This is a genomic window from Bordetella tumbae (genome assembly GCF_965139195.1).
In the GTDB taxonomy this organism is placed as follows: Bacteria; Pseudomonadota; Gammaproteobacteria; order Burkholderiales; family Burkholderiaceae_B; genus Bordetella_A; species Bordetella_A tumbae.
This window is the reverse complement of the sequence record NZ_CBCSJH010000004.1, coordinates 126,033-146,822: the sequence shown is the minus strand read 5'-3', so window position 1 is coordinate 146,822 and position 20,790 is coordinate 126,033. Positions and strand designations below refer to the sequence as shown.

General features: G+C 57.8%; 21 protein-coding genes. 9 read left to right on the top strand and 12 right to left on the bottom strand.

Annotation, left to right across the window (positions count from 1 at the left end; genetic code table 11):
* Positions 1 to 56: 56 nt before the first annotated feature.
* From ACNA0J_RS07515 to ACNA0J_RS07495, 5 genes are all read right to left on the bottom strand, one after another.
* Positions 57 to 848, bottom strand: a complete 792-nt coding sequence (locus ACNA0J_RS07515; protein ID WP_415818022.1) for an amino acid ABC transporter ATP-binding protein — start codon at positions 846 to 848, stop codon at positions 57 to 59.
* A gap of 112 nt (positions 849 to 960) precedes the next feature.
* Positions 961 to 1,650 carry an ABC transporter permease gene (locus ACNA0J_RS07510; RefSeq protein ID WP_415818019.1) on the bottom strand — a complete coding sequence of 230 codons (690 nt, stop codon included), beginning with the start codon at positions 1,648 to 1,650 and terminating at the stop codon, positions 961 to 963.
* Positions 1,640 to 2,353, bottom strand: coding sequence for an ABC transporter permease (locus ACNA0J_RS07505; RefSeq protein ID WP_415818016.1), 714 nt, complete (start codon positions 2,351 to 2,353; stop codon positions 1,640 to 1,642). The genes ACNA0J_RS07510 and ACNA0J_RS07505 overlap by 11 nt, the downstream gene beginning before the upstream one ends.
* Before the next feature lie 101 nt (positions 2,354 to 2,454).
* A complete protein-coding gene (locus tag ACNA0J_RS07500) occupies positions 2,455 to 3,252 on the bottom strand; it encodes a transporter substrate-binding domain-containing protein (RefSeq protein WP_415818013.1) in 798 nt (265 codons plus the stop codon).
* Between the two features lie 72 nt (positions 3,253 to 3,324).
* Positions 3,325 to 4,107, bottom strand: a complete 783-nt coding sequence (locus ACNA0J_RS07495; protein WP_415818011.1) for a maleate cis-trans isomerase family protein — start codon at positions 4,105 to 4,107, stop codon at positions 3,325 to 3,327.
* Positions 4,108 to 4,384: 277 nt separating this feature from the next.
* Here ACNA0J_RS07495 and ACNA0J_RS07490 point away from each other — a divergent pair, with 277 nt between their 5' ends.
* The 7 genes from ACNA0J_RS07490 to ACNA0J_RS07460 all read left to right on the top strand — a co-directional run bounded on the left by ACNA0J_RS07490 (position 4,385) and on the right by ACNA0J_RS07460 (position 11,575).
* On the top strand, positions 4,385 to 4,798 hold the full coding sequence (locus ACNA0J_RS07490) for a RidA family protein (RefSeq protein ID WP_415818009.1): 414 nt from the start codon (positions 4,385 to 4,387) through the stop codon (positions 4,796 to 4,798).
* A 19-nt stretch (positions 4,799 to 4,817) separates the two neighbouring features.
* Complete coding sequence (locus ACNA0J_RS07485; RefSeq protein WP_415818006.1) at positions 4,818 to 5,489, top strand: DUF1028 domain-containing protein; 672 nt, start codon at positions 4,818 to 4,820, stop codon at positions 5,487 to 5,489.
* Between the two features lie 179 nt (positions 5,490 to 5,668).
* A complete protein-coding gene (locus ACNA0J_RS07480; RefSeq protein WP_415818004.1) occupies positions 5,669 to 6,646 on the top strand; it encodes a LysR substrate-binding domain-containing protein in 978 nt (325 codons plus the stop codon).
* A gap of 50 nt (positions 6,647 to 6,696) precedes the next feature.
* Positions 6,697 to 7,878: an acetylornithine deacetylase gene (gene argE / locus ACNA0J_RS07475; protein WP_415818002.1), complete on the top strand. Its 1,182-nt coding sequence runs from the start codon at positions 6,697 to 6,699 to the stop codon at positions 7,876 to 7,878.
* Between the two features lie 319 nt (positions 7,879 to 8,197).
* Positions 8,198 to 9,682 carry a SulP family inorganic anion transporter gene (locus ACNA0J_RS07470; RefSeq protein ID WP_415817999.1) on the top strand — a complete coding sequence of 495 codons (1,485 nt, stop codon included), beginning with the start codon at positions 8,198 to 8,200 and terminating at the stop codon, positions 9,680 to 9,682.
* Between the two features lie 263 nt (positions 9,683 to 9,945).
* A complete protein-coding gene (locus tag ACNA0J_RS07465; protein ID WP_415817997.1) occupies positions 9,946 to 10,542 on the top strand; it encodes a DUF6088 family protein in 597 nt (198 codons plus the stop codon).
* Entirely contained in the window at positions 10,535 to 11,575 is a 1,041-nt protein-coding gene (locus ACNA0J_RS07460; protein ID WP_415818207.1) for a nucleotidyl transferase AbiEii/AbiGii toxin family protein, read from the top strand. The genes ACNA0J_RS07465 and ACNA0J_RS07460 overlap by 8 nt, the downstream gene beginning before the upstream one ends.
* Positions 11,576 to 11,630: 55 nt before the next feature.
* On the opposite strand, the gene ACNA0J_RS07455 is transcribed toward ACNA0J_RS07460, so the two are convergent.
* The 4 genes from ACNA0J_RS07455 to ACNA0J_RS07440 all read right to left on the bottom strand — a co-directional run bounded on the left by ACNA0J_RS07455 (position 11,631) and on the right by ACNA0J_RS07440 (position 15,975).
* On the bottom strand, positions 11,631 to 13,232 hold the full coding sequence (locus ACNA0J_RS07455) for a GMC family oxidoreductase (RefSeq protein WP_415817994.1): 1,602 nt from the start codon (positions 13,230 to 13,232) through the stop codon (positions 11,631 to 11,633).
* Complete coding sequence (locus tag ACNA0J_RS07450; protein ID WP_415817992.1) at positions 13,232 to 14,038, bottom strand: shikimate dehydrogenase family protein; 807 nt, start codon at positions 14,036 to 14,038, stop codon at positions 13,232 to 13,234. Before ACNA0J_RS07450 ends, ACNA0J_RS07455 begins: the two co-directional genes overlap by 1 nt.
* 81 nt (positions 14,039 to 14,119) lie before the next feature.
* Positions 14,120 to 15,100 carry a transketolase family protein gene (locus ACNA0J_RS07445; RefSeq protein ID WP_415817989.1) on the bottom strand — a complete coding sequence of 327 codons (981 nt, stop codon included), beginning with the start codon at positions 15,098 to 15,100 and terminating at the stop codon, positions 14,120 to 14,122.
* 2 nt (positions 15,101 to 15,102) lie between these two features.
* Complete coding sequence (locus ACNA0J_RS07440; RefSeq protein WP_415817987.1) at positions 15,103 to 15,975, bottom strand: transketolase; 873 nt, start codon at positions 15,973 to 15,975, stop codon at positions 15,103 to 15,105.
* A gap of 112 nt (positions 15,976 to 16,087) precedes the next feature.
* Here ACNA0J_RS07440 and ACNA0J_RS07435 point away from each other — a divergent pair, with 112 nt between their 5' ends.
* Together ACNA0J_RS07435 and ACNA0J_RS07430 are read left to right on the top strand one after the other, a co-directional pair.
* A complete protein-coding gene (locus tag ACNA0J_RS07435; RefSeq protein ID WP_415817985.1) occupies positions 16,088 to 16,792 on the top strand; it encodes a GntR family transcriptional regulator in 705 nt (234 codons plus the stop codon).
* Between the two features lie 9 nt (positions 16,793 to 16,801).
* Positions 16,802 to 17,869, top strand: coding sequence for a glycerol dehydrogenase (locus ACNA0J_RS07430; protein ID WP_415817983.1), 1,068 nt, complete (start codon positions 16,802 to 16,804; stop codon positions 17,867 to 17,869).
* A 26-nt stretch (positions 17,870 to 17,895) separates the two neighbouring features.
* On the opposite strand, the gene kce is transcribed toward ACNA0J_RS07430, so the two are convergent.
* Genes kce through ACNA0J_RS07415 form a run of 3 tightly spaced genes read right to left on the bottom strand, consistent with a single transcriptional unit; the run spans position 17,896 to position 20,558 of the window.
* Positions 17,896 to 18,831: a 3,5-dioxohexanoate:acetyl-CoA acetone transferase gene (gene kce, locus ACNA0J_RS07425; RefSeq protein WP_415817980.1), complete on the bottom strand. Its 936-nt coding sequence runs from the start codon at positions 18,829 to 18,831 to the stop codon at positions 17,896 to 17,898.
* Positions 18,818 to 19,762: a 3-hydroxyacyl-CoA dehydrogenase gene (locus ACNA0J_RS07420; protein WP_415817978.1), complete on the bottom strand. Its 945-nt coding sequence runs from the start codon at positions 19,760 to 19,762 to the stop codon at positions 18,818 to 18,820. The genes kce and ACNA0J_RS07420 overlap by 14 nt, the downstream gene beginning before the upstream one ends.
* Before the next feature lie 13 nt (positions 19,763 to 19,775).
* The gene (locus ACNA0J_RS07415) at positions 19,776 to 20,558 is read right to left on the bottom strand and encodes an SDR family oxidoreductase (protein WP_415817976.1); all 783 of its coding nucleotides are present in this window, start codon (positions 20,556 to 20,558) and stop codon (positions 19,776 to 19,778) included.
* Positions 20,559 to 20,790: the final 232 nt, after the last annotated feature.

Genomic DNA, 20,790 nt, shown 5'->3' with positions numbered 1-20,790 from the left:
TCGCCTTTTCCTTAGCAATGGCTCACCTTTCCTGACGCCCCTGGTGCCGGCCTGGCTCACAGCACCTGGTCGAGAAAGTGTTTCAATCGTTCGCTTCGGGGCGTCCTGAAAAAGCATTCCGACTCGGCCTGCTCAATGATTTCTCCCCGCTCCATGAATACACAGCGATCCGCCACGCGTCGAGCAAAACCCATCTCGTGCGTCACGCATACCATGGTGATCCCCGTCGCAGCCAGATCTTCCATAATGCGCAAGACCGATCCAACAGACTCCGGATCCAACGCGGAGGTCGGCTCATCGAAAAGCATGATGCGGGGCTTCAGGCAAAGCGCCCTCGCGATTGCCACGCGCTGCTGCTGTCCCCCTGACAATTGAATCGGATACTTGTCTGCTTGTTCGAGTACGTTGACCTGCTCCAGGTAGCCGCAGGCGACTGACTCCGCGTCCTTCACCGGCATCTTCAATGCCAATCTGAGTGCAAACGTACAATTTTCCAACACCGTCATGTGCGGAAAGAGATTAAAACTCTGGAAGACCATCCCCAGTTGACGACGGACATGTTCGATATCCGCCGTCCGCGGCGTCAGTCTCGCCCCGTTGACGTGAATCTGGCCGGAGTCATGCGGCTCCAGATGATTGACGCAGCGAATGAGCGTAGATTTCCCAGAGCCCGACGGCCCGCACAACACGACAATTTCGCCGTTGGCAATCTCCAAATTAATCTGACGCAGCGCTTGGAACGACCCATAGAACTTATTCAGATCTTTGATGGATATCGCAGCCTGCGCATCAGCAGGTGTGCTCGGTACCCTCGGATTGATAGCCTCAATCCGCACGGAAGTATTCATTCCAGCTTGCATGTCAATGTGCCTAGACAGAAGTAGTGAAGAAAAATCCCATTCCTCGGCGCATCGTGTCGCCAAGACGACGGACGTGACCGCTCGACGCTCCCTTTCGGGCTCAGGACTTGACTAGATGACGGTTAAGCTTCCTATCCGCCGTGGCAAAACCGAAACGCAGCATGTTGATGAGACACCAATAAATCGCTGCCGCCGTCATCAATGGCGTAAACGGATCGTAGGTGTAATCGAACACCGTATTGGCTGCGGATGTCAGATCCACCAGCGTAATCGCGCTCACCGCCGCCGTGCTCTTGACCATGATGAGCAGTTCGTTCTGATACGCCTTGAGCACGTAGCGCGCAGCCATCGGCAGACGCAGTCGAAACAAAATCTGCCGGGGAGTCAGCCCGAGCGTGGCCGCCGCCTCAACGGTCCCTGCCGGGATCGCTGCCAGCCCTCCCCGGATGATCTCCGCCATGAATCCCGAATGCGTCAACGCCAGCCCCAACCAGGCACAGACATAGGCATTCGAGAAAAACTGCCATAAAAAGGTATCGCGCACGATTGTCAGTTGAGGCAGCCCGCTATAGATCAGGTATAGCAAGACCAGACTCGGCACACCACGAAAAAACCCGATATACATGGCGGCAACAGTCGATCTGGGTCCGGGTTGCAGACGCGCCAGCGCGACAGGCAATGCAAACAGCAGACCCAGAATCAGCACCGGGATCAACACAGTCAATGTCGTTCCCAGGCCGTTCAACAAAGCGGGCAGGCTCTCCCACGCGATTTCGACATCAAAGTGCATGAGCGCGTCCTTTGGTCACCACGGGCCGAAAGCCGCATTCCGTCCATTTTTCTACCCGCCTGGCCACAAAGTAGGTCAACCAGGTCATGCCCAGAAAAAAGACCGACGCCAACAGATAATAGACAAACGGCTCTTTCGTCACGCCCGACGCCAGTTTCGCATAGGCCATGATCTCTTTAAGCCCGATCAACGAGACCAATGCGGTGTCCTTCAACACCACGATCCACATATTGGTCATCCCTGGCAGCGCCAGGCGCAATACCTGCGGCAAAATGACTTTGACCCAGGTCACCGGCCGCGGCACCAGCAACACGTCCGAGGCCTCGAACTGCCCTCGCGGCACATTCTGGATGGCGCTGCGAATCAGGTCGGTCAAATAGGCGCCGTACACCATGCCCAATGCCGTGACCGCCGCCATAAAGGGCGTGATTTCGATCTGTAGGTCCATCCCGACCAACGCACCCAGTTGGTTCAGCATGCCTGACCCGGCGTAAAAGAAAAGAAAGGCAATCAGCAACGACGGAACGCCCGTGAAAACCGAGACATACGGCACCCAGACGATTCTCATCAAATTCTTGGGCTTCAGCGTCGCCAGCGCAAACAGTATTCCGATGGCGAGCGCAAGCAAATAGGCGCACACCGCGACCTGAATGGTCATCAGCGCACCAATACCCATTTGTTGCACAAATCCCAACAATGGCATGGGAGTATCCTTGTGAACATGGAGACCTTGAGCCGTACAGGCCCTAAAACCTGCCGGGACCATCGCACGCTGGCGCATGTGATGGTCTGCATCTATGGCACCTACCGGCAGGCCGCCTCTTCCGGCAACAGCTCCACTTCCATGTACTGCTTGCGCAGTTTCGTGAACGTGCAATCGCGAATAATGCTGTCGATAGACTGGTTCATCCTGTCGAGCAAAGCCTGGCTATCCTTGCGTGCGATCCAACTGGAACCGGCCTCGCCGCCCCCTGTCCATAAATCGCCACCAGCGAATTTCCAGTTTTTCCCGGCGGGCTTGGACAAGAATTCATTCGTCCAGCTGATCTTTGGCCCCAAGCTCATATCCAGGCGGCCGCTGGCGAGATCCAGGCGGATCTGATCTGGATTGTCGTAGAACACGACCTGCACCGCATCCCCGAAGGTTTCAGTCACATACTTGGCCTGTGCAGACCCACGCTGCAACCCGATACGCACGCCTTTCAGTCCCTCTTTCGTAAACGCATAGTCCTTGTCCGCGGGGACCACATAAGAGTCCGGATTGAACAGCACGGGCCTGCCGAACAGCACTTTGGCTTTGCGCTCGGGCAGTGGCTTGGTCTGTGTCGCCACCGCATCCAGCTTTTTCTGCAACAACGCGGGAATCAACCCCTTGAAATCCATCACGACGATTTCACACTGCACATTCATGCGTTTACACATTTCCCGTGCAAGATCGGGCTCGAACCCGGTGAGCTGGCCGGAAGCAGCGACCATGCTGAACGGCGGATAACTACCCTCATTGCCCAGCACCAGTTTTTCCGCTGACACTGGCGACATTGCCCCTACCGACCATGCCGCGACGATTGCTGCCATTGAAAAGAAAACTTGACCTCTACGCATCTTGACTTCCCCTTGCGTTATTGACGTTGGATGATCAATCAGCCCTCAAACAGAATGAGGGGCAAGCCTCGCTCAGTTCCTGTTTTCTTGGGCGAGGCTGTCAGTAAACAACTCGCCATAACCGGGCTTCGCGCCAGCAGCATTCATCAATGCCAGGCAATGCCAGAACGAAGCCTGGATCGCAGAAATCACCGGTTTTCCCAAGCGTTGCTCCAGTGCCTCGATGGCGCCTACCGTTCTGAAATTGGTGCACGAGACGAAAATTGCGGAAGCATCGGGATGATCGACCGACAACACATGCTCATACACTTTTTCCAGAGGCACTTCGGCCAGCGCGTGATCATCGGAAATGCCTAGATAGGAGCTCTTCACCACCTCGTGGCCATTTTCCGAGAGAAATCGGATAGCGCGCTCGTGAATCTCCGGCAGATACGGAGTCGCCAGCGCCACTTTGCCGGCCTTGACCTTTTTCAGCGCCGCCAGTGTTGCCGTAGAGGCTGTCGTGACCTGAATCCCCGGTACCCATTGACGCAGTTTTTCGATCAGCGCATGGTCATAAGCTGTGCCATGCAGGAAAGACGCACTGGTTCCGCCGAATAGCAGCACATCAATAGGTGCAGACCCTACCAGGCGAGCGGCTTGCTCCAATTCCGGCGCGCTCATCATTTCCTCAATGCCCTGCACCGTGACCTTCGGCAATTTGATTCTGGCGGTATGGGTAGAAACCCCAGGTGCAGACATGGCCCACATTTCTTCTTCCATGACCACGCTAGAGGCGATGTAAATCAATCCAATACGGGTCATACTCCCTGCACCGTCATAGCGAAATCCCGGCATTGTGTGTTCTTGAATCATTAAATTCCTCTTGTGATCAGGTGGCTTCCCCTCAGACGCAAACAAGTATGAGAGCCGCCGCCCACCGGGCCAATTCGCGATTTCCTTAGGAATGACTCGCCTTTCCTGACGCGGCCTTCGGCTGGCCCGCCGCGTTCACGGTCGGAAATTCCGAGACCACCCACCGGAAAAAACAAATTGGCGTGATCCACTCCTGAGCTGACTATGAAGGGCCTCGCCTCAGCGGCACACCAGCCTCACAACGCGCATCGCACGCATTCACTCACGGTGGACGACCATGAAACACACCCGCATACGCAGCTTTAATACCAAGGCCACCTATCCCGAACAGAATCTGGACAACGACCTCTGCCAGGCCGTGGTCGCACGCGGCAGCACGGTCTTCCTGCGCGGCCAGATAGGGCAGAACCTGGAAACCTCGGAAAGCGTATGCATCGGCGATGCCGCAGGCCAGGCGGAGCAAGCAATGGCAAACATCGCCATGCTGCTCAAAGAAGCCGGCGGCGAACTCGAACACGTGTGCAAGATCACCATCTACCTCATTGACCCTCGCTATCGGGAAGCGGTATATCGTGTTGTCGGACGCTGGCTCAAAGGCGTCTTTCCGGTATCCACGGGGATCGTGGTCTCCGCCCTGGCCCGCCCGGAATGGCTGGTGGAAATCGACGCTACTGCCGTCATTCCGGATTAACCCCTACCAGGCGCTGACCATGACTTTCTCGATCATTGCGCGCTGCCCCGCTACGGGCCAATTCGGCGCAGCCGTCGCTTCCTCTTCCCCTGCCGTCGCGTCACGCTGCATTCGCGCCCGGCCAGGTGTGGGTGCCGCAGTCAGTCAAAACATTACCGATCCGGGCCTGGGACCTATGGTCCTGGACTTACTGGCTGCTGGAAATACTCCTGAGCAAGCGCTCGAAGCGTTGCAACAGCGCCCTTTCATCGCCTACCGCCAACTGATGGCCATCAACGCCACTCACCCGCCGGCGATTTTTACGGGTGAAAGCGCCCTCGGAACATTGGCCAGCGCAGCGGGCGAACACGCAGCTTGCGCGGGCAACATGCTGGCGTCGCTGGACGTGCCCGCCGTCATGCTGTCGGCTTTCGAGAGCGCACAGGGTTCGTTGGCCGAGCGGCTGATGCAGGCGATGCTGGCCGGACAGGAGGCTGGAGGGGAAGAAGGCCCCGTCCATTCCGCCGGACTATTAGTCTATGGAGAACTGGATTGGCCCATGATCGACCTGCGCCTGGACTGGCTCGATGCAGATCCTGTCCAGGCGCTTTATGCGACCTGGAAGATCTATGAGCCGCAGGTACAGGACTACATCACGCGAGCACGGGACCCACGCGCAGCGCCGAGCTTTGGCGTTCCCGGCGACCTCTGATTGCGCGCAGAGCCTGCAGGGCATGGGCACCCTTGAAATGCGCCATCGCCTCGGACCAAGCAGAGTGGATACACTGCGGTATCACAGCCGCCGGCGCCCGGCGTCAACGCTGACGACATCTCAGCCACGGCGCACGTACCGCCCCCATCCACTGCACTCGCTTCCATTCCGTTGCCATCATGCTTAATCGCATTTCTCTGCGTCAGATGGAGTACTTTGTGGCCACTGCCAAACACGGCAGCATCGCCTCGGCCTCCGCCCAGATCCATATTTCACCGCCCTCTATTTCGGCCGCCATTGCGCACATAGAAACCGAATTGGGCACGCAACTATTTGTACGGCATCCGTCCAAGGGCCTGGCGCTGACGACAGTCGGCACTCAAGTGATGCAGGAATGCGAAGACCTGCTGGAGCGCGCCTCCCGCCTGTACGAAATCGCTTCGGATTCCAGCGATACCCTGCGCGGCGTACTTCGCGTGGGATGCTTTCAGTCACTGGCGGCCATGATTGCGCCGGAAGTCATTTTTGGCTTTTCGCGTGCCTTTGACACGGTCGAATTGCATATGGCCGAAGGCAATCAGCAAGACCTGATTCAGAAGCTGCACACGCTGGAAATCGACATCGCCCTCACCTATGACCTGCAATTGGGCGAAGAAATTGGCTTTGAGACGCTGGCACGTCTGCCGCCGCACGTGCTGGTTAGCGAACTGCATCCGCTGGCGCAACAACTGGCGGTCACGCTTGAGGAATTGGCCCCGCAACCCATGGTGCTGTTGGACCTGCCCATGAGCAAGGAGTATTTCACATCGCTCTACTCCAAGGCCGGCGTCGAGCCCAATATCGTCGCACGCTCCCGCTCGGAGGACGTTGTCCGATCCATGGTCGCCAATGGCATCGGCTACGCCTTGTTCAACGTACGCCCCAAATCCACGCAATCTCTAGATGGAAAACGGCTCGTACGCCTGCGCCTGGTGGGCGAACAACGACCAATGTTGCTCGGCCTGGCCACATACAAGCCGATGAAGCCATCCCGACTGACACAAGCCTTCATGCAACGCTGCCGCGCCTATATCTCCGATCAATACATTCCTGGGATGAGCGCGGCGAGTTTCTTCGACCCCCATTTATCCAACAGGACCGAAAGCAAAAAATCCTGATCTATCATCACAGCATTCTTGACGTCCTATCCTCCTTTACGCGCCCCTCTATGAACAACACTTCGTCCTTGAGCAGCCTTGACTTGCTGCGCGAACTGATTGCCTTTCCCTCAGTATCCTTGACTCCGAATGCGGATCTGATGGCACGCGTACAGGCGTTATTGAGCGAGGCCGGCATCGCGTCAACGCTGGTATCGGATCCGCAAGACGCCTCGCGCTGCAATTTATTCGCCAGCGTCGGTCCGCAGGACACCCCCGGGGTCCTGCTGTCAGGCCATACCGACGTCGTCCCGGCAAAAGGCCAGCCCTGGACCTTTCCGCCCTTCGAGGCTACCGAACGCGATGGCCGCATTTATGGACGGGGCAGTTCGGACATGAAAGGCTTTGTCGCCTGTGCCGTCGTCGCCATGATCAACGCGGCGCGTCAACCCCTGAAACGCCCGTTATTGCTGGCGCTGTCCTTTGACGAGGAAATCGGCTGCGTAGGCGTACGCCATCTCTTGCGCGCACTGGAGGGTAAGCTACCCGCGCCCTCGCTGTGCATCGTCGGCGAACCGACACTCATGAAAATCGGTACAGGCCACAAGGGCAAAGCCGCCTATCGTGCAATGTGTTGCGGCCAAGCTGGCCACTCCGGCTTGGCGCCGCGATTCGTCAACGCCATTCATACCGCAACTGATCTCATCACCGCGTTGCGCGAAGTCCAGCAGGAACTTGCCGAGTCAGGCCCTCAAGAAGACGGCTATGCCATTCCCTACTCGACCGTGCATGTAGGCACGATACGCGGCGGACGTGCGCTGAATATTGTTCCTGAAGAATGCGAACTCGATTTTGAAATCCGCAACGTTTCAGAAGACGACCCCGCGCAAATCCTGGCCCACATTCTGGAGGTCACGCGAGCACGGATGACGGCCAATAACGCCCATCCCGATGCCGCCCCGCCCGATGTTCGACTGATCAACGCCTATCCAGGCCTCTCCACCGACGAAGACTCATCGGCAGTCCGCTTGCTCACCTCCCTGCTGCCTCCAGACACCGCGCGCACCAAGGTTGCCTTTGGCACCGAGGGCGGTCTGTTTCGCCAACAATGGGATCAGACGCCCGTCTTGGTCTGCGGCCCCGGCAGCATCGAAGTCGCACATAAAGCCGACGAATACGTGGAAGTTTCGCAAATCGCGGCCTGCGATTTGATGCTGTCTCGACTGACGGATTACCTCTGCTCGCCGGCGTGAATTGGACGCATTGCACACAATCACCTAAAATCCGGCCCACTTGAAAACGCTGGCGCTTACTGCGCCGCGTGCGATCCAACCCGCCTGCCACCTCTACCCATGTAACTACGCCACGAACCCTTTTCTGTCATCTCCTTGACCGGACAGGACGTTCGTGGTTCGCGTGCGCCTACATCGGCGCCGTCGTGACGCTCCCTCAGCATCTGATGAGTTTCAGGGTCGTTTGCCCCTTCTGTGACGAAATCACTTCGTTTGCGCTACTCACGTCCCATCACGCCCTCCTGCCGGCCTGCTTCATATTTTCTCTTTAGGCCCTTTCATGCACACGCATTCTCTACGCGACGAATGGTTCTCCAACATTCGAGGCGACATCCTGGCCGGCATTGTGGTCGCGCTGGCACTTATTCCCGAGGCGCTCGCCTTTTCCATCATTGCAGGCGTTGAGCCTAAAGTCGGCCTTTATGCAGCGTTCAGCATTGCCGTCGTCTCCGCGATCGCCGGTGGCCGCCCGGGAATGATCTCTGCAGCAACTGGCGCCGTAGCGCTGCTGATCGGATCCCTGGTCAAGAATCACGGTGTGGAATATGTGTTGGCCGCCGGCATCCTGGCCGGACTGCTGCAGATCGGCGCCGGCTTTCTGGGGCTGGGATCGCTGATGCGCTTCGTGTCCCGCTCCGTCATCACCGGCTTTGTCAATGCGCTGGCCATTCTGATCTTTCTGGCTCAGTTGCCTCAACTGCACAACGTCCCGCCCTACGTTTATGCCATGGTCGCGGGCGGCCTGGCCATTATCTATCTCGTGCCCCGCCTGACCAAGGCCGTGCCCTCGCCGCTCATCTGCATCATCGTCCTGACAGCCATTTCCATGACGCTGCATCTGGATGTGCCCACCGTCGGCGACATGGGTGCATTCCCGGACGAGCTGCCGATCTTTGCCTTTCCCGAGGTCCCGTTCTCGCTGGACACCTTGCGCATCATCTTTCCTTATTCGGTCAGTATTGCTTTGGTCGGTCTACTCGAATCGCTCATGACGGCCAGCATTGTCGATGACTACACCGACACACCCAGCAGCAAAAACCGCGAATGCCGGGGCCAGGGCTGCGCCAACATCGTCGCGGGATTTTTAGGCGGGATGCCTGGCTGCGCCATGATCGGCCAGACCGTCATCAACCTGAAATCCGGTGGCCGCGGTCGTCTGTCCACCTTTATCGCGGGCGCTTTCTTGCTGGTGCTTGTTGTATTCCTGGGCCCCTGGGTCCAGCAGATCCCCATGGCCGCATTGGTGGCCGTGATGATCATGGTGTCGATCAGTACATTCGACTGGCGCTCCATTACCCGCTTGAAAACCAACCCCAAGACCTCATCGGTAGTCATGGTCGCCACGGTCGCTGCGGTGGTATCGACCGATAATCTCGCCATTGGCGTAGGCCTGGGCGTGTTGCTGAGCGCGATCTTCTTTACCGAAAAAGCCCGTCGCATTTTGACGGTCGAATCCACGCTGGATTCACAAACGAGCGAGCGCCACTACCGGGTACGCGGCCAAGTCTTCTTTGCTTCGTCCGAGGCGCTGGTGTCGGAGTTTGATTTCAAAGAAACAATTTCGTCCGTACACCTGGACCTATCGCACGCCCATTTCTGGGACATTACCGCGATCGAGGCACTGGATCGCATCGTTCATAAATTCCGCCGCAATGGCATCGAAGTGACCGTCACAGGCCTGAACCGCGCCAGCGCGACGATGATCGAGAAATACGCGACGCATGACAAGCCGGGCGGAACGGCCCTGCCTACCTCATCCCATTAACGAACTAGAAAAAATACTGACAAACAGCCTCAGGGATTGGATATGTGTCCGATTCTGAGGGACTGTTTAGTCAACACCACGCTTTGCTCTGTCGATTTGCCACAATGCATGCAAGCCTTTCGACATAGTCGCGCGGTCGCCCAGACAAGCACCTGTTAAGAAGAATGGCCTCAGGCGACCGAGCCGCCTGTTTTCTCAGAATTTGCAACATTGCCAATGTCAGAAACTGTTATACTGTTTCTGACATTAAATGAGAGTATCTCATGGACACGCTACCGGAAACGATCCTTCGACAAGCACGGGCTCTTCCTGAGGGAGGGGTACTTTCGCCTAAGGAATTTTTGCATCTGGGCAGCCGGGCAGCGGTGGATCAAGCATTCTCGCGGCTATGCAGGGCCGGCAAACTACTACGCGTCGCTCGTGGCCTCTACTCTTCCCCCGTTTCCAGTCGATTTGGTTCGCGTGCCCCGTCGCCTGAAAAAGTCGTCCAGGCGTTGGCCGAACACAGCGGCGAAATCGTCATGCCGCATGGTGCCAGCGCGGCCAATGCCTTAGGGCTGACTCAACAAGTACCAATTCGTGAGGTCTACCTGACGTCGGGCCGTAGCATCACACTGAAGCTAGGACGATCTGAGATACAGGTAAAACGCGCACCGCGCTGGATGTTGGCACTAGGCTCACGCCCGGCCGGAGCCGCTGTACGTGCACTAGCCTGGATCGGACCAGCGCATGCGAGAGAGTCGTTAGCCTCACTACATCGCACGCTTCCACGCTCAGAATGGCAGGCGCTAACCTCAGCACGTGCAACCCTTCCAGCGTGGATGGCGCAGGCGATTGGAAAAGAAGCATTCCGTGACTGAGTACTTCTTCGATCTAAGCAAAAAGGATCAACGGGAAGCTCTGGAGTATGCCCGTGCCAATAGCAGTCGCCCGGCACACCTCTTAGAAAAAGACATATGGGTTGTATGGACCCTTCGCTGTCTATTTGAATCGCCCCTCTCAGCCCACCTGACATTCAAGGGCGGCACTTCGCTATCAAAGGTTTATAAAGTTATCGACCGATTTTCCGAAGACATCGACCTGACCTATGACATTCGCAGATTGATACCGGACTTAATCGGCTCAGGCAACGGCCTGCCCGCAAGCCGCAGTCAAGCAACCAAGTGGACACAAGCGGTTCGCCATCGGCTGCCAAACTGGATCATGGAAAACATACAACCTGTGCTTCAGGCAGCGTTGGCGCGCGAACACCTGGCCGGCCAACTTGAGCTGGGCGGCCACGAAAAAGACAAGCTATTCCTACGATATCCCGCATTAACGCTGGGCACCGGCTACGTCGCGCCGGTTGTAACTCTGGAGTTCGGTGGCCGCGCTACAGGCGAGCCCCACCAAGTTTTCCCAGTGAATTGCGATGTCGCAGCTTTCTTGCCCGATGTGTCATTCCCCACCTCCTCGCCACTGGTCATGAGCATCTCGCGCACATTTTGGGAGAAAGCAACGGCGGCCCACGTATTCTGTGCGCAAGGCCGCATTCGCAGCGAACGCTACTCGCGGCATTGGCACGATCTGGTCGCGATAGCTAGCGGGCCTCATTTTGAAAGCGTCGTTGCTGATCATTCAGTAGCGGAGACCGTCGCTCATCATAAATCCTGCTTCTTCATCGAAAAGGATCCGAGCGGCCAAGCCATCAACTACGGTACAGCAACCGGTGGACATTTGAAGATCGTCCCCGAGCGAGAAGCGCGAGCAGCCCTAGAGGACGATTATGCCGCCATGCTCGCGGATGACGTGATGATAGGGCATGCTTTACCCTTCCACGAACTGATGGAGGCATGCGCTGAACTCCAGGTGAAATTGAACCAAGTCGCCAGGCAGCGGGCGGCATCAGTTTAGACTGATATATCCCTGTAATTCTCGTCGTTGCTCCCCTTCCCACGTATGCTATTCGTCACACCGACACACGCACATCTTCCAAAATAAGATCCGCCGCCTTTTCCGCCACCATCATCACCGCGGCCTGTGTATTGCCCGACACCATACGCGGCATCACTGACGCATCCACCACACGCAGGCCGGCTACCCCCCGTACGCGCAAACGGGGATCCGTCACTGCGGTGGCGTCCGACCCCATGCGGCATGTGCCTATGGGGTGATAAATGGTTTGTCCGTTCCGGCGCGCAAAATCCAACCATTCATCGTCCGTTCGCACCGCCGCCCCCGGGCTGGTTTCCTGTTCGATATATCGCTGCATACTGGGCTGCCCCACAATACGCCGCGCCACCTGCATCCCTCCCACCAAGCTCGCGCGATCCTCTTCTGCACTCAAAAAGTTGGGACGTATCGCGGGGGCATCGAACGGATCAGCACTTTTGATATGGATGCTGCCCACAGACTGGGGCCTCAGTTGCGCGACCCCTATGGTCATGCCGGGATGGTGATCCAGAATGCGCTCGGCCGCGTTCGCATAGCTGGCATGCACAAAAAAGTACTGCACGTCGGGGCTCGGCAGATCCGGCGCGGACTTTACAAAGCCATGCACCAGGCCCGTGCCCAGCGTCAGTATGCCTTTGTGAGACGCGTAGTACCGCAAGACCTGATTGGCCAGGCGCCATCCTCTGGACATTTCGTTCAGAGTCACCGTGCCCCGCACACGCCAGTTCATCCGCGTGGCGAAATGATCGATATAGTTCTCTCCGACGCGGGGCTGTGCATGCACCACGTCGATACCCAGCGTTCGCAATCTCTCGGGATCACCCACACCAGATAGCTCCAGCACCTGAGGCGTCTGAATCGCCCCCGTGCACAGCAGCGTCTCGCGGCTCGAGCGCACGGTGTGTTGCTGGCCATCTTTTTGGTAAACCACACCCACGCAACGCTGCCCCTCAAACAACAAGCGCAACACGTGCGCACCGCTGATCACTGTCAGATTCTTGCGTCCCAATGCGGGTTTCAGATAGCCGTCGACCACGCTCCAGCGACGCCCGCGATGCTGCACCACCTGATAATAGCCAAAGCCCTCTTGATCGCCATCGTTGTAGTCGGCATTGATGGGCTGACCGTCCTCTTGCGCCGCCGCCAGAAAGGCATCGGCGATTGGGTAGCGCTCGGAAACCTGCTCAATATGCATGGGCCCGGATGTACCGCGATTCGGACCACCCAGCGCATAGTTCTCGATCTTCTGAAAATACGGCGCGACATCCGCCGCCGACCAACCGGTCGCGCCATCATCACGCCAGGCATCATAATCGCCGGCTTGGCCGCGCACATAGATCATGCCATTGATCAAGGTAGAACCGCCCAGTCCTTTGCCGCGCGGCACCGCAATGGTTCGACCCAGTACGTTTTCCTCCGGCTCAGTCTGAAACCGCCAGTTGAACACCGGATTCACTAACAGCTTGCTAAAACCGGCGGGAATCGAAATCCACATGCTGCGTGCATCCGTGCCAGCCTCCAACATCAGCACGCGATACTTGCCGTCGGCCGTCAATCGATTGGCCAGAATGCAGCCAGCCGTCCCGCCCCCTACGATGATGAAGTCGTACTGATGCATCACTGCCCTGCCCCCGGCACGCCCAGGGCCTGAGCCATCAGCGGAATCTGGCACGCCAACATAGGGGCACCATAATGAATACGGCATCCTCGCACCTGTGCGGCCTGCAACAAGGCCGTGTCCTTGGGCTGCATGATGATCTCGCACACGAGCTGGTCCGGCGTCAGGCGATTGACCTCCAATGGCAAGGCATCGCCTTCGGCCAAACCCAGCGACGTGGCGTTGACCACGATCTCGTGCCCTGACGGGTCGGGTGTGCCCACATGAATCCGTGCATCGGGATACAGCGTGAGAATACGCTGCTTCAGATCCTCGGCCTTGGCACTCGTGCGATTTGCGATAGTCAGATTGGCCACGCCAGCTTTGACCAACGCAAAGGCAATCGCGTTTGCCGCTCCGCCTGCTCCGGCCATATAGGCGGTCTTGCCCCGCAGCTCATGACCAGCGGCCAGTACGCCACGCACAAAGCCTTCGCCATCCAGCATGTCCGCCACCAGCCGCCCATCGGGTTCGCGGCGCACGACATTGGCCGCACCAATCAATGTCGTCGCATCGGAGGCCTCGTCCACCAGCTGCAAAATCGCAGTCTTATGCGGCACGGTGACAATGAATCCACCCAGATTGCGCAATTGCCGCAAGCCCGCGACGACGGTGGCCAAACTGTCCGGAGTCGCGTGAAACGGCACACACACGCCATCGTGACCGATCTGCGCAAAATACTCATTCAACCGCTGAGGCGTTTTTACGTGATGAATGGGATCGGCCAGAATGCCGTACAGGCGGGTCGTACCAGTGATTTCTTTCACGTTGTCATTCCTTTGTGCACTTATCAATGCCAGCGCACGCCATGCAGCGATACCGCGCATGGCGCAACCAAAATCGAAACTTCAAGACCGCAATTGCTCCAACGCAACGGCCGCTACCCCCTCAGCGTCCAGCTTGTAATGGGCATACAAGGTGGTCGGCGGCGCAATCAAGCTGTATTCGTCATAGATGCCGTGCCGCCGCAGCCGCGTCCCGCTGCCGATATCGGCCAGGACTTCCGCTACCGCCGATCCGAGGCCACCCAAAACATTGTGTTCCTCTACCGTCAACAAACGCGACGACGCGCCCGTTGCTTTGAGTACGGCATCACGATCCAGGGGCTTGATCGTCGGCATATCTATCACCCCCACGGAATAGCCTTGATCCCGCAGCGCTTGCGCAGCCTGCAATGCCGCGCTGACGGTAATGCCACATGCGATGATATTCAAATCACTGCCCAGGCTATGCTCAATGGCACGGCCGAACTCAAACGGAACACCATCTGGATAAACCTCGGGATCTCGGCCACGGCCGATCCGAAAGTAAATCGGCTCGGGCCAATCGACCGAGGCCTTGATGGCCGACGCCAATTGCGCGCCATCCGCCGGCGACACCACTGTGAGTCCGGCGATCGCGCGCATAGTCGAAATATCCTCTGTAGCGTGATGCGACGTGCCGTAGAACCCCAGGCTGATCCCCGTATGATGGCCGATCAGCCGCACTGGCAGTTTCGTATACGCGACATCCATGCGTATCTGCTCGCAGCACAGCAATCCCAGAAACGACGCGAATGTCGCCACGAACGGCATCACCCCCGTCGTCGCCAGCCCTGCCGCGGCGGACACCATGTTTTGCTCGGAAATGCCAAACTGCACATAGCGATCCGGATAGGCGGCGGCAAAACGATTCAGGCCATTCGAATACTGCAGGTCGGCAGACCCCGCTACCACGGGATGCCCCTCATGGGCCAACTCAATGAGGGCGTTGGACAAATAGCTCAGTCCGGGATTCATCGCATTCAGTGCGCGATACTGCCAAGACTCTGGACTCAGGGTATGTGTCATGTTCAGATCTCCTGCGATTGGATTTCGTCAATGGCGATCTGTGCGTCGGCGGGCGCCAGATACCCCAAATGCCAACCGGGCTCGGTTTCCATGAACGACACGCCTCTGCCCTTGACGGTGCGGGCGATCAGGCAAGCTGGCTTTTGACGTGTGCCATCGGCCTTGAGTTTGCGCAAGGTGTGCGTCAAGGCATTCAGGTCATGACCATCGACCTCGTGCACCTCCCATCCAAACGCGGTCCATTTATCGCGCAACGACTCTACCCCCACGACATCGTCGACCTTGCCGTCCAGTTGATAGCCATTGCGATCAATGATGGCGATCAATCGCGAGAGCTTGTTATGGCCAGCGAACAATGCGGCTTCCCATACCTGGCCTTCTTGCATCTCGCCATCGCCCAGCATGACGAACACATGATAGGGACGCTGATTCATGCGCCCACCCAATGCTATCCCGATACCGTTGGACAGCGCGTGCCCAATCGAGCCAGAACTGAAATCAATGCCCGGCACCTTGGTCATGTCCGGATGGTCTCCCAACGGGCTGCCCAGCCGCGTATAACCATCCAGCAACTCGCGCGAGATGAATCCGTGGTCCGCCAGCACGGGGAACAGACCGACGGCCGCATGGCCCTTGCCCATCAGGAATCGATCGCGATCCGGCCAATCGGGTTCACCCGCACGCAGGCGCATCACGTCGTAGTACAGCGCGGCAAATATCTCGGCGCAGGAAAACACGGAACTGTAATGACCGACTTTTGCGATCTCGATCAGTCGGATCGTTTCCAGTCGTATATAGCGTGCTTTGTCGCGCAGCAGCGCAATTTGCTGTGATGTGGGGGGCTGCGCCACGGGGCACTGCTCATCCGATGCCATGCCTGTCTCCTCTTCTATTCAAGATATATGATATATAATATACTCAAATTCGGATAATACGCTATGGCAAGCTAGAATTCACCGTCCCGTCACTTGCAAGCGCTGTCACGTCATGTCGAGCCTGAAACCGGTCAAAAAAGAAAACCTCTCCGTCAAGGTCTATAACGAGATCCGTAATGCCTTGATCAATGGGCAATACGAGCCTGGCGAGCGCCTGATCATTGGAGAGCTGGCCGCGGAAATGGGGGTATCTATTACGCCTGTGCGCGAGGCCATCTTTCGGCTGATCAGCGAGCAAGGCCTGGAAATGCAGGCAGCAACGGCGGTCTACGTGCCCTATGTGAACTCGGAAAAGCTGCGGGAAATCCAGCAGATCCGCTTTCACCTCGAGGGCATGGGCGCGGCCGAGGCAGCCAAAAACATCACCCGCAAACAACTGGACAACCTGATAGCGCTGCAAAAGGAATTCATTTCCTGCACCTCGACGGATCCCAAGCGTGCCAGCGCCCTGAATCGCAAATTCCATTTCTCGATCCTCGAGGCCAGCAACAAACCGATCCTGCGCGCTACCGTGGAGTCGTTCTGGGTGATCACGGGCCCCATTCTGAAGGTCTTTCATATCAAGACCGCCGGGCTGGACTATTCGACCGACGAACACCGCCACGAGGCCGTGCTGGCCGCCTTGATCGCCCGTGATCCCGAGGCTGCCCGCACAGCGATCCAGGCCGACCTGGTATGGGGCGGACAGATCATGATCGACTGGTTGGTCGAGAAAGAAAAAGAACAACAATTTCTCAGCACGACACCACGTAAATAAGGAGACACCATGCTGAAGGTTTTCGGAGGTCCGGGCCGCTATTTCCAGGGCCCCGGGGCATTGCGCACGCTTGGCGAATCGGCTGCCCTGTTCGGACGGCGCGCCGCACTTGTCATCGACAGCTATGTCTATGGCGTACTGCATGAGCGATTGGCCGATCTCTGCAAACCCGCAAACGTGGAATTGATCCCCCTGATCGTAGAGGGCGAAATGACGCCCGATACGATTGCCTCGCTGCGGGCCCAGGCGCAGGCGCAATCGGTAGATATGGTGATCGCGGTGGGCGGAGGCAAGGCACTGGACGCGGGCAAAGCCGTGGCCAAAGCCCAACACCAGCATTTGATCACCGTGCCGACAGTGGCCTCTAACGACGCCCCCACCAGCAAAAACTACGTCTTGTACGACGCGCATCACAATCTGCTGGCGGTCGAACACATGCTGTTCAATCCGACCATTGTGTTGGTGGACACCGAGGTCATCAGCACCGCCCCTGCCCTGTTTTTCCGTGCCGGCATGGGCGATGCCATCTCGAAAAAATTCGAAGCCGAACAGTGTTTCCGCAATCAAGGACAAAACATGTTCAACGCGGCGTCGACACTGACGGCGCAGTTGATTGCCGAGGGCTGCATGCGCACGCTGCTGACCGATGGTGCGGCCGCACTGGACGCGGCAGGCACCGGCCGCCCGACAGCGGCGTTCGAACGGGTCGTTGAAGCCATGATTCTGATGAGCGGCCTCGGATTCGAGAGCGGCGGCCTGTCGATCGCCCATGCGCTGACTCGCGGCCTGCCACGTATTCCAGGCATAGGGCAGGCCCTGCACGGCCTGCAAGTCGCCGTGGGACTGTTGGTGCAATTGGATCTGGAGCATCGTTCCGACACCATGCTGAACGATCTACTGGCTTGGTATGCGCAGGTAGGATTACCAACGCGACTGAGCGAATTAGGTGCGGCGGGCACCATCGACGATGCGGTGTTGCACGAAGCCGCCACGCTGACATTGGCCGCGCGCCATGCGACCAATTTCGATCGCACGCTGACCGAGCAAGAGTTGGTCGACGCGCTGCGGCGGCGTTAGGACGCTGCGTCTCGTGGTGCTCTACGTTAGAACGCCACGTTGTCTGCGCCTTTCAGTCCCAACTTTTCTCGCGCTTCATCGGGCGTCGCGATATCGAGGTTCAACGCCTCTGCAATCGTGCGAATCCGTTCGACCTGCACACGATTTGACTCGGCGAGTTGACCCGGCCCGATCCATAGCGAGTCCTCCAGCCCAACACGCACGTTCGATCCCATGGCGGCGCCGATAGTCGCTAGCGGAATCTGATTGCGCCCCGCCCCCAGGATGGACCATTCGTATTCGTTGCCGAATAGCCGGTCCGCCGTGCGCTTCATGTGCATCAGGTCTTCCGGATGGGGACCGATGCCGCCCAGGATGCCAAACACCGACTGAATGAACGGTGGCGACTTGACCAGGCCGCGGTCGACGAAATGGGCCAGGTTATACAAATGGCTGATGTCATAGCACTCGAACTCAAAACGCGTGCCGTTTTGATTGCCCAAGGTCAGGATGGACTCGATGTCCTGATACGTATTGCGAAAAATCAGCGAACGGCTGTTTTCCAGATGCTCGCGCTCCCAGTCGTGCTTGAACTCCTTGAACCGGTCCAGCATGGGAAACAGCCCGAAGTTCATCGACCCCATGTTCAGCGATGCCAGTTCGGGCTTGAACGTCGTCGCCGGACGCATGCGTTCCTCTACCGTCATATGCGGGCTGCCACCCGTCGTGATGTTGATGATGGCGTTGGTACGTTCCTTTATTTTCTGCAGGAACGGCCGGAACAATTCAGGATCCTGGGATGGCTTGCCAGTCTGCGGATCGCGCGCATGCAAGTGCAATACTGCTGCGCCCGCCTCGGCTGCGCCAATCGCCGCCTCCGCAATCTCGTCAGCGGTCACCGGCAGGTGCGGCGACATGCTGGGCGTATGAATGGCGCCTGTCACGGCGCACGTGATAACGATCTTCGGTTTAGCTCTGGCCATGCTCGTCTCCAGTTTGGTTCTTGTGACGCATCAATTTCATCAACTGATCATCGCGCCAAAATCGGCGTTCCTGCAATTGGCTCGCCGGTAATTGCTCTCGGCGCTGCTGCTCCAGCGATCCCACCAATGCCTCGTCCCACGGCACGGATTGAGACTGCGTCGCACCAATCGACTGATACAGGCCGCCATAACGGGCGCAGTAGTCTGCCAGGCCTGCAGGCGCATTCAGATCTATGGTCTCGAATGGCCCCATGAATGACCAACGCAGGCCCAGGCCGTCTTTGATCGTGGTATCGATGTCCTCGGCGCTGGCCACCCCCGCTGCCGCCAGCCGAAACGCCTCGTGCAATAGCGCGCCCTGCAAACGATTCAACACAAAGCCTTCGATCTCGTGCCGGACCGTGATGGGCTTCTGTCCCAGTTCCTGCATGATCTGCCGTGCGGTTTCTATCGTTTGCGGTGACGTCCACGGGGCGCCGCACAACTCGACCAATGGAATCAAATACGGCGGGTTGACGGGATGCACTACCAGGCAGCGATGCCTGCCGGCCAACGACTCCGTATATTCACTGGCCGGCAAGCTGGATGTCGAGCTGCCGATTACGGCGTGGGGTTCGGCATATTGGTCCAGCTCGGCAAAGACGGCGCGCTTGATTTCCAGCCGTTCCGGCGAATTTTCCTGCACATAATCCGCACCCGACAATGCAGCCTGCAACGACTCGGCAATACTGACGCGATCAGCAGCTGCCTGTACGTCGTCCAGCAAACCATAGCGCTGCAGTTCTGCCAATTGCTGCACAATCAATTCGCGAGCCTGACCCAAGCCCTGGGTCTGCACATCGTACAGCCTGACATTCCAACCGCGGCGTGCAAAAACAATGGCCCAACCCTGGCCTATCAGGCCGGCGCCAATAACGGCAACAGTACGCATGAGAGATCCTCGATCAATAGAGCTTTTGCGTAAAACCATCGATCACAATTGCCTGCCCACTGACGCTGCGCGCTGCCTCACTGGCATTGAATAGCACCATGTTGGCGATATCGCGCGCGCTCACCATACGGCCCAAGGCTGCCTGACTCTCGTATTGCTCGGCGATTTCTGCGACCGGACGCCCCAGCGTTTTGGCCTTGGCCTCGATCACTGCCCGGATTCTCGGCCCCTCGACCGCACCGGGCAATATGGCGTTCACGCGTATGCCATAAGCTCCCAATTCGATCGCCAGCGTCTTGGTAAAACCGATCACCGCCCATTTCGATGCGGAATAGGCAGAGCGCCCGGCAAAGCCCAAATGCCCTGCCGCCGACGACAGATTGATCATGACACCGGCTTGCGACTGCTTTAGCAACGGCACCGCCTGCCTGGCACACAGGAACTGCCCCGTGATATTCACCGCCAGCGTGCGATCCCAGTCGGCTTTGCTGAGTGTCTCTACGAATCCCGTCGGCCCAGCCACGCCCGCATTGTTGACGAGGATATCCAGTCCGCCCAACTCGTTGCGAACCTGGGCAAACAACCGCTCGACACTGACTTCATCGGACACGTCCGCATGCGCCGCATGCAATCCTGGTAGCTGGCTCGCCGCCTCAGCCAGCCGAGTGTCATTCACATCGCAGATGAACACGGTCGCGCCCGCATGGTGAAAGACCTTGGCCATCTCCAGGCCCAATCCATCCGCGCCCGCGGTGATCAGCACCTTTTTGCCTGCGTAATTAACCTCTTCGAACATACCTGAGTCTCCGAATTGTTATACGTGTCTCGCTTTATTTTCGATATACGATATATGATAATTTCACTTCATGCTCAGAAAATTTTTGCAACGCCAAACTCGTCGTCCGCCGCCCCAGTTTGAACAGGAACCTGATGGATAACGAAAAAAATTCTTTCAAAATCCGATGCTTATGCGGATTTAGGGAAATCCCCGATTCGTCTCATTCCCTCGGCAACTAGAATCGAACAGG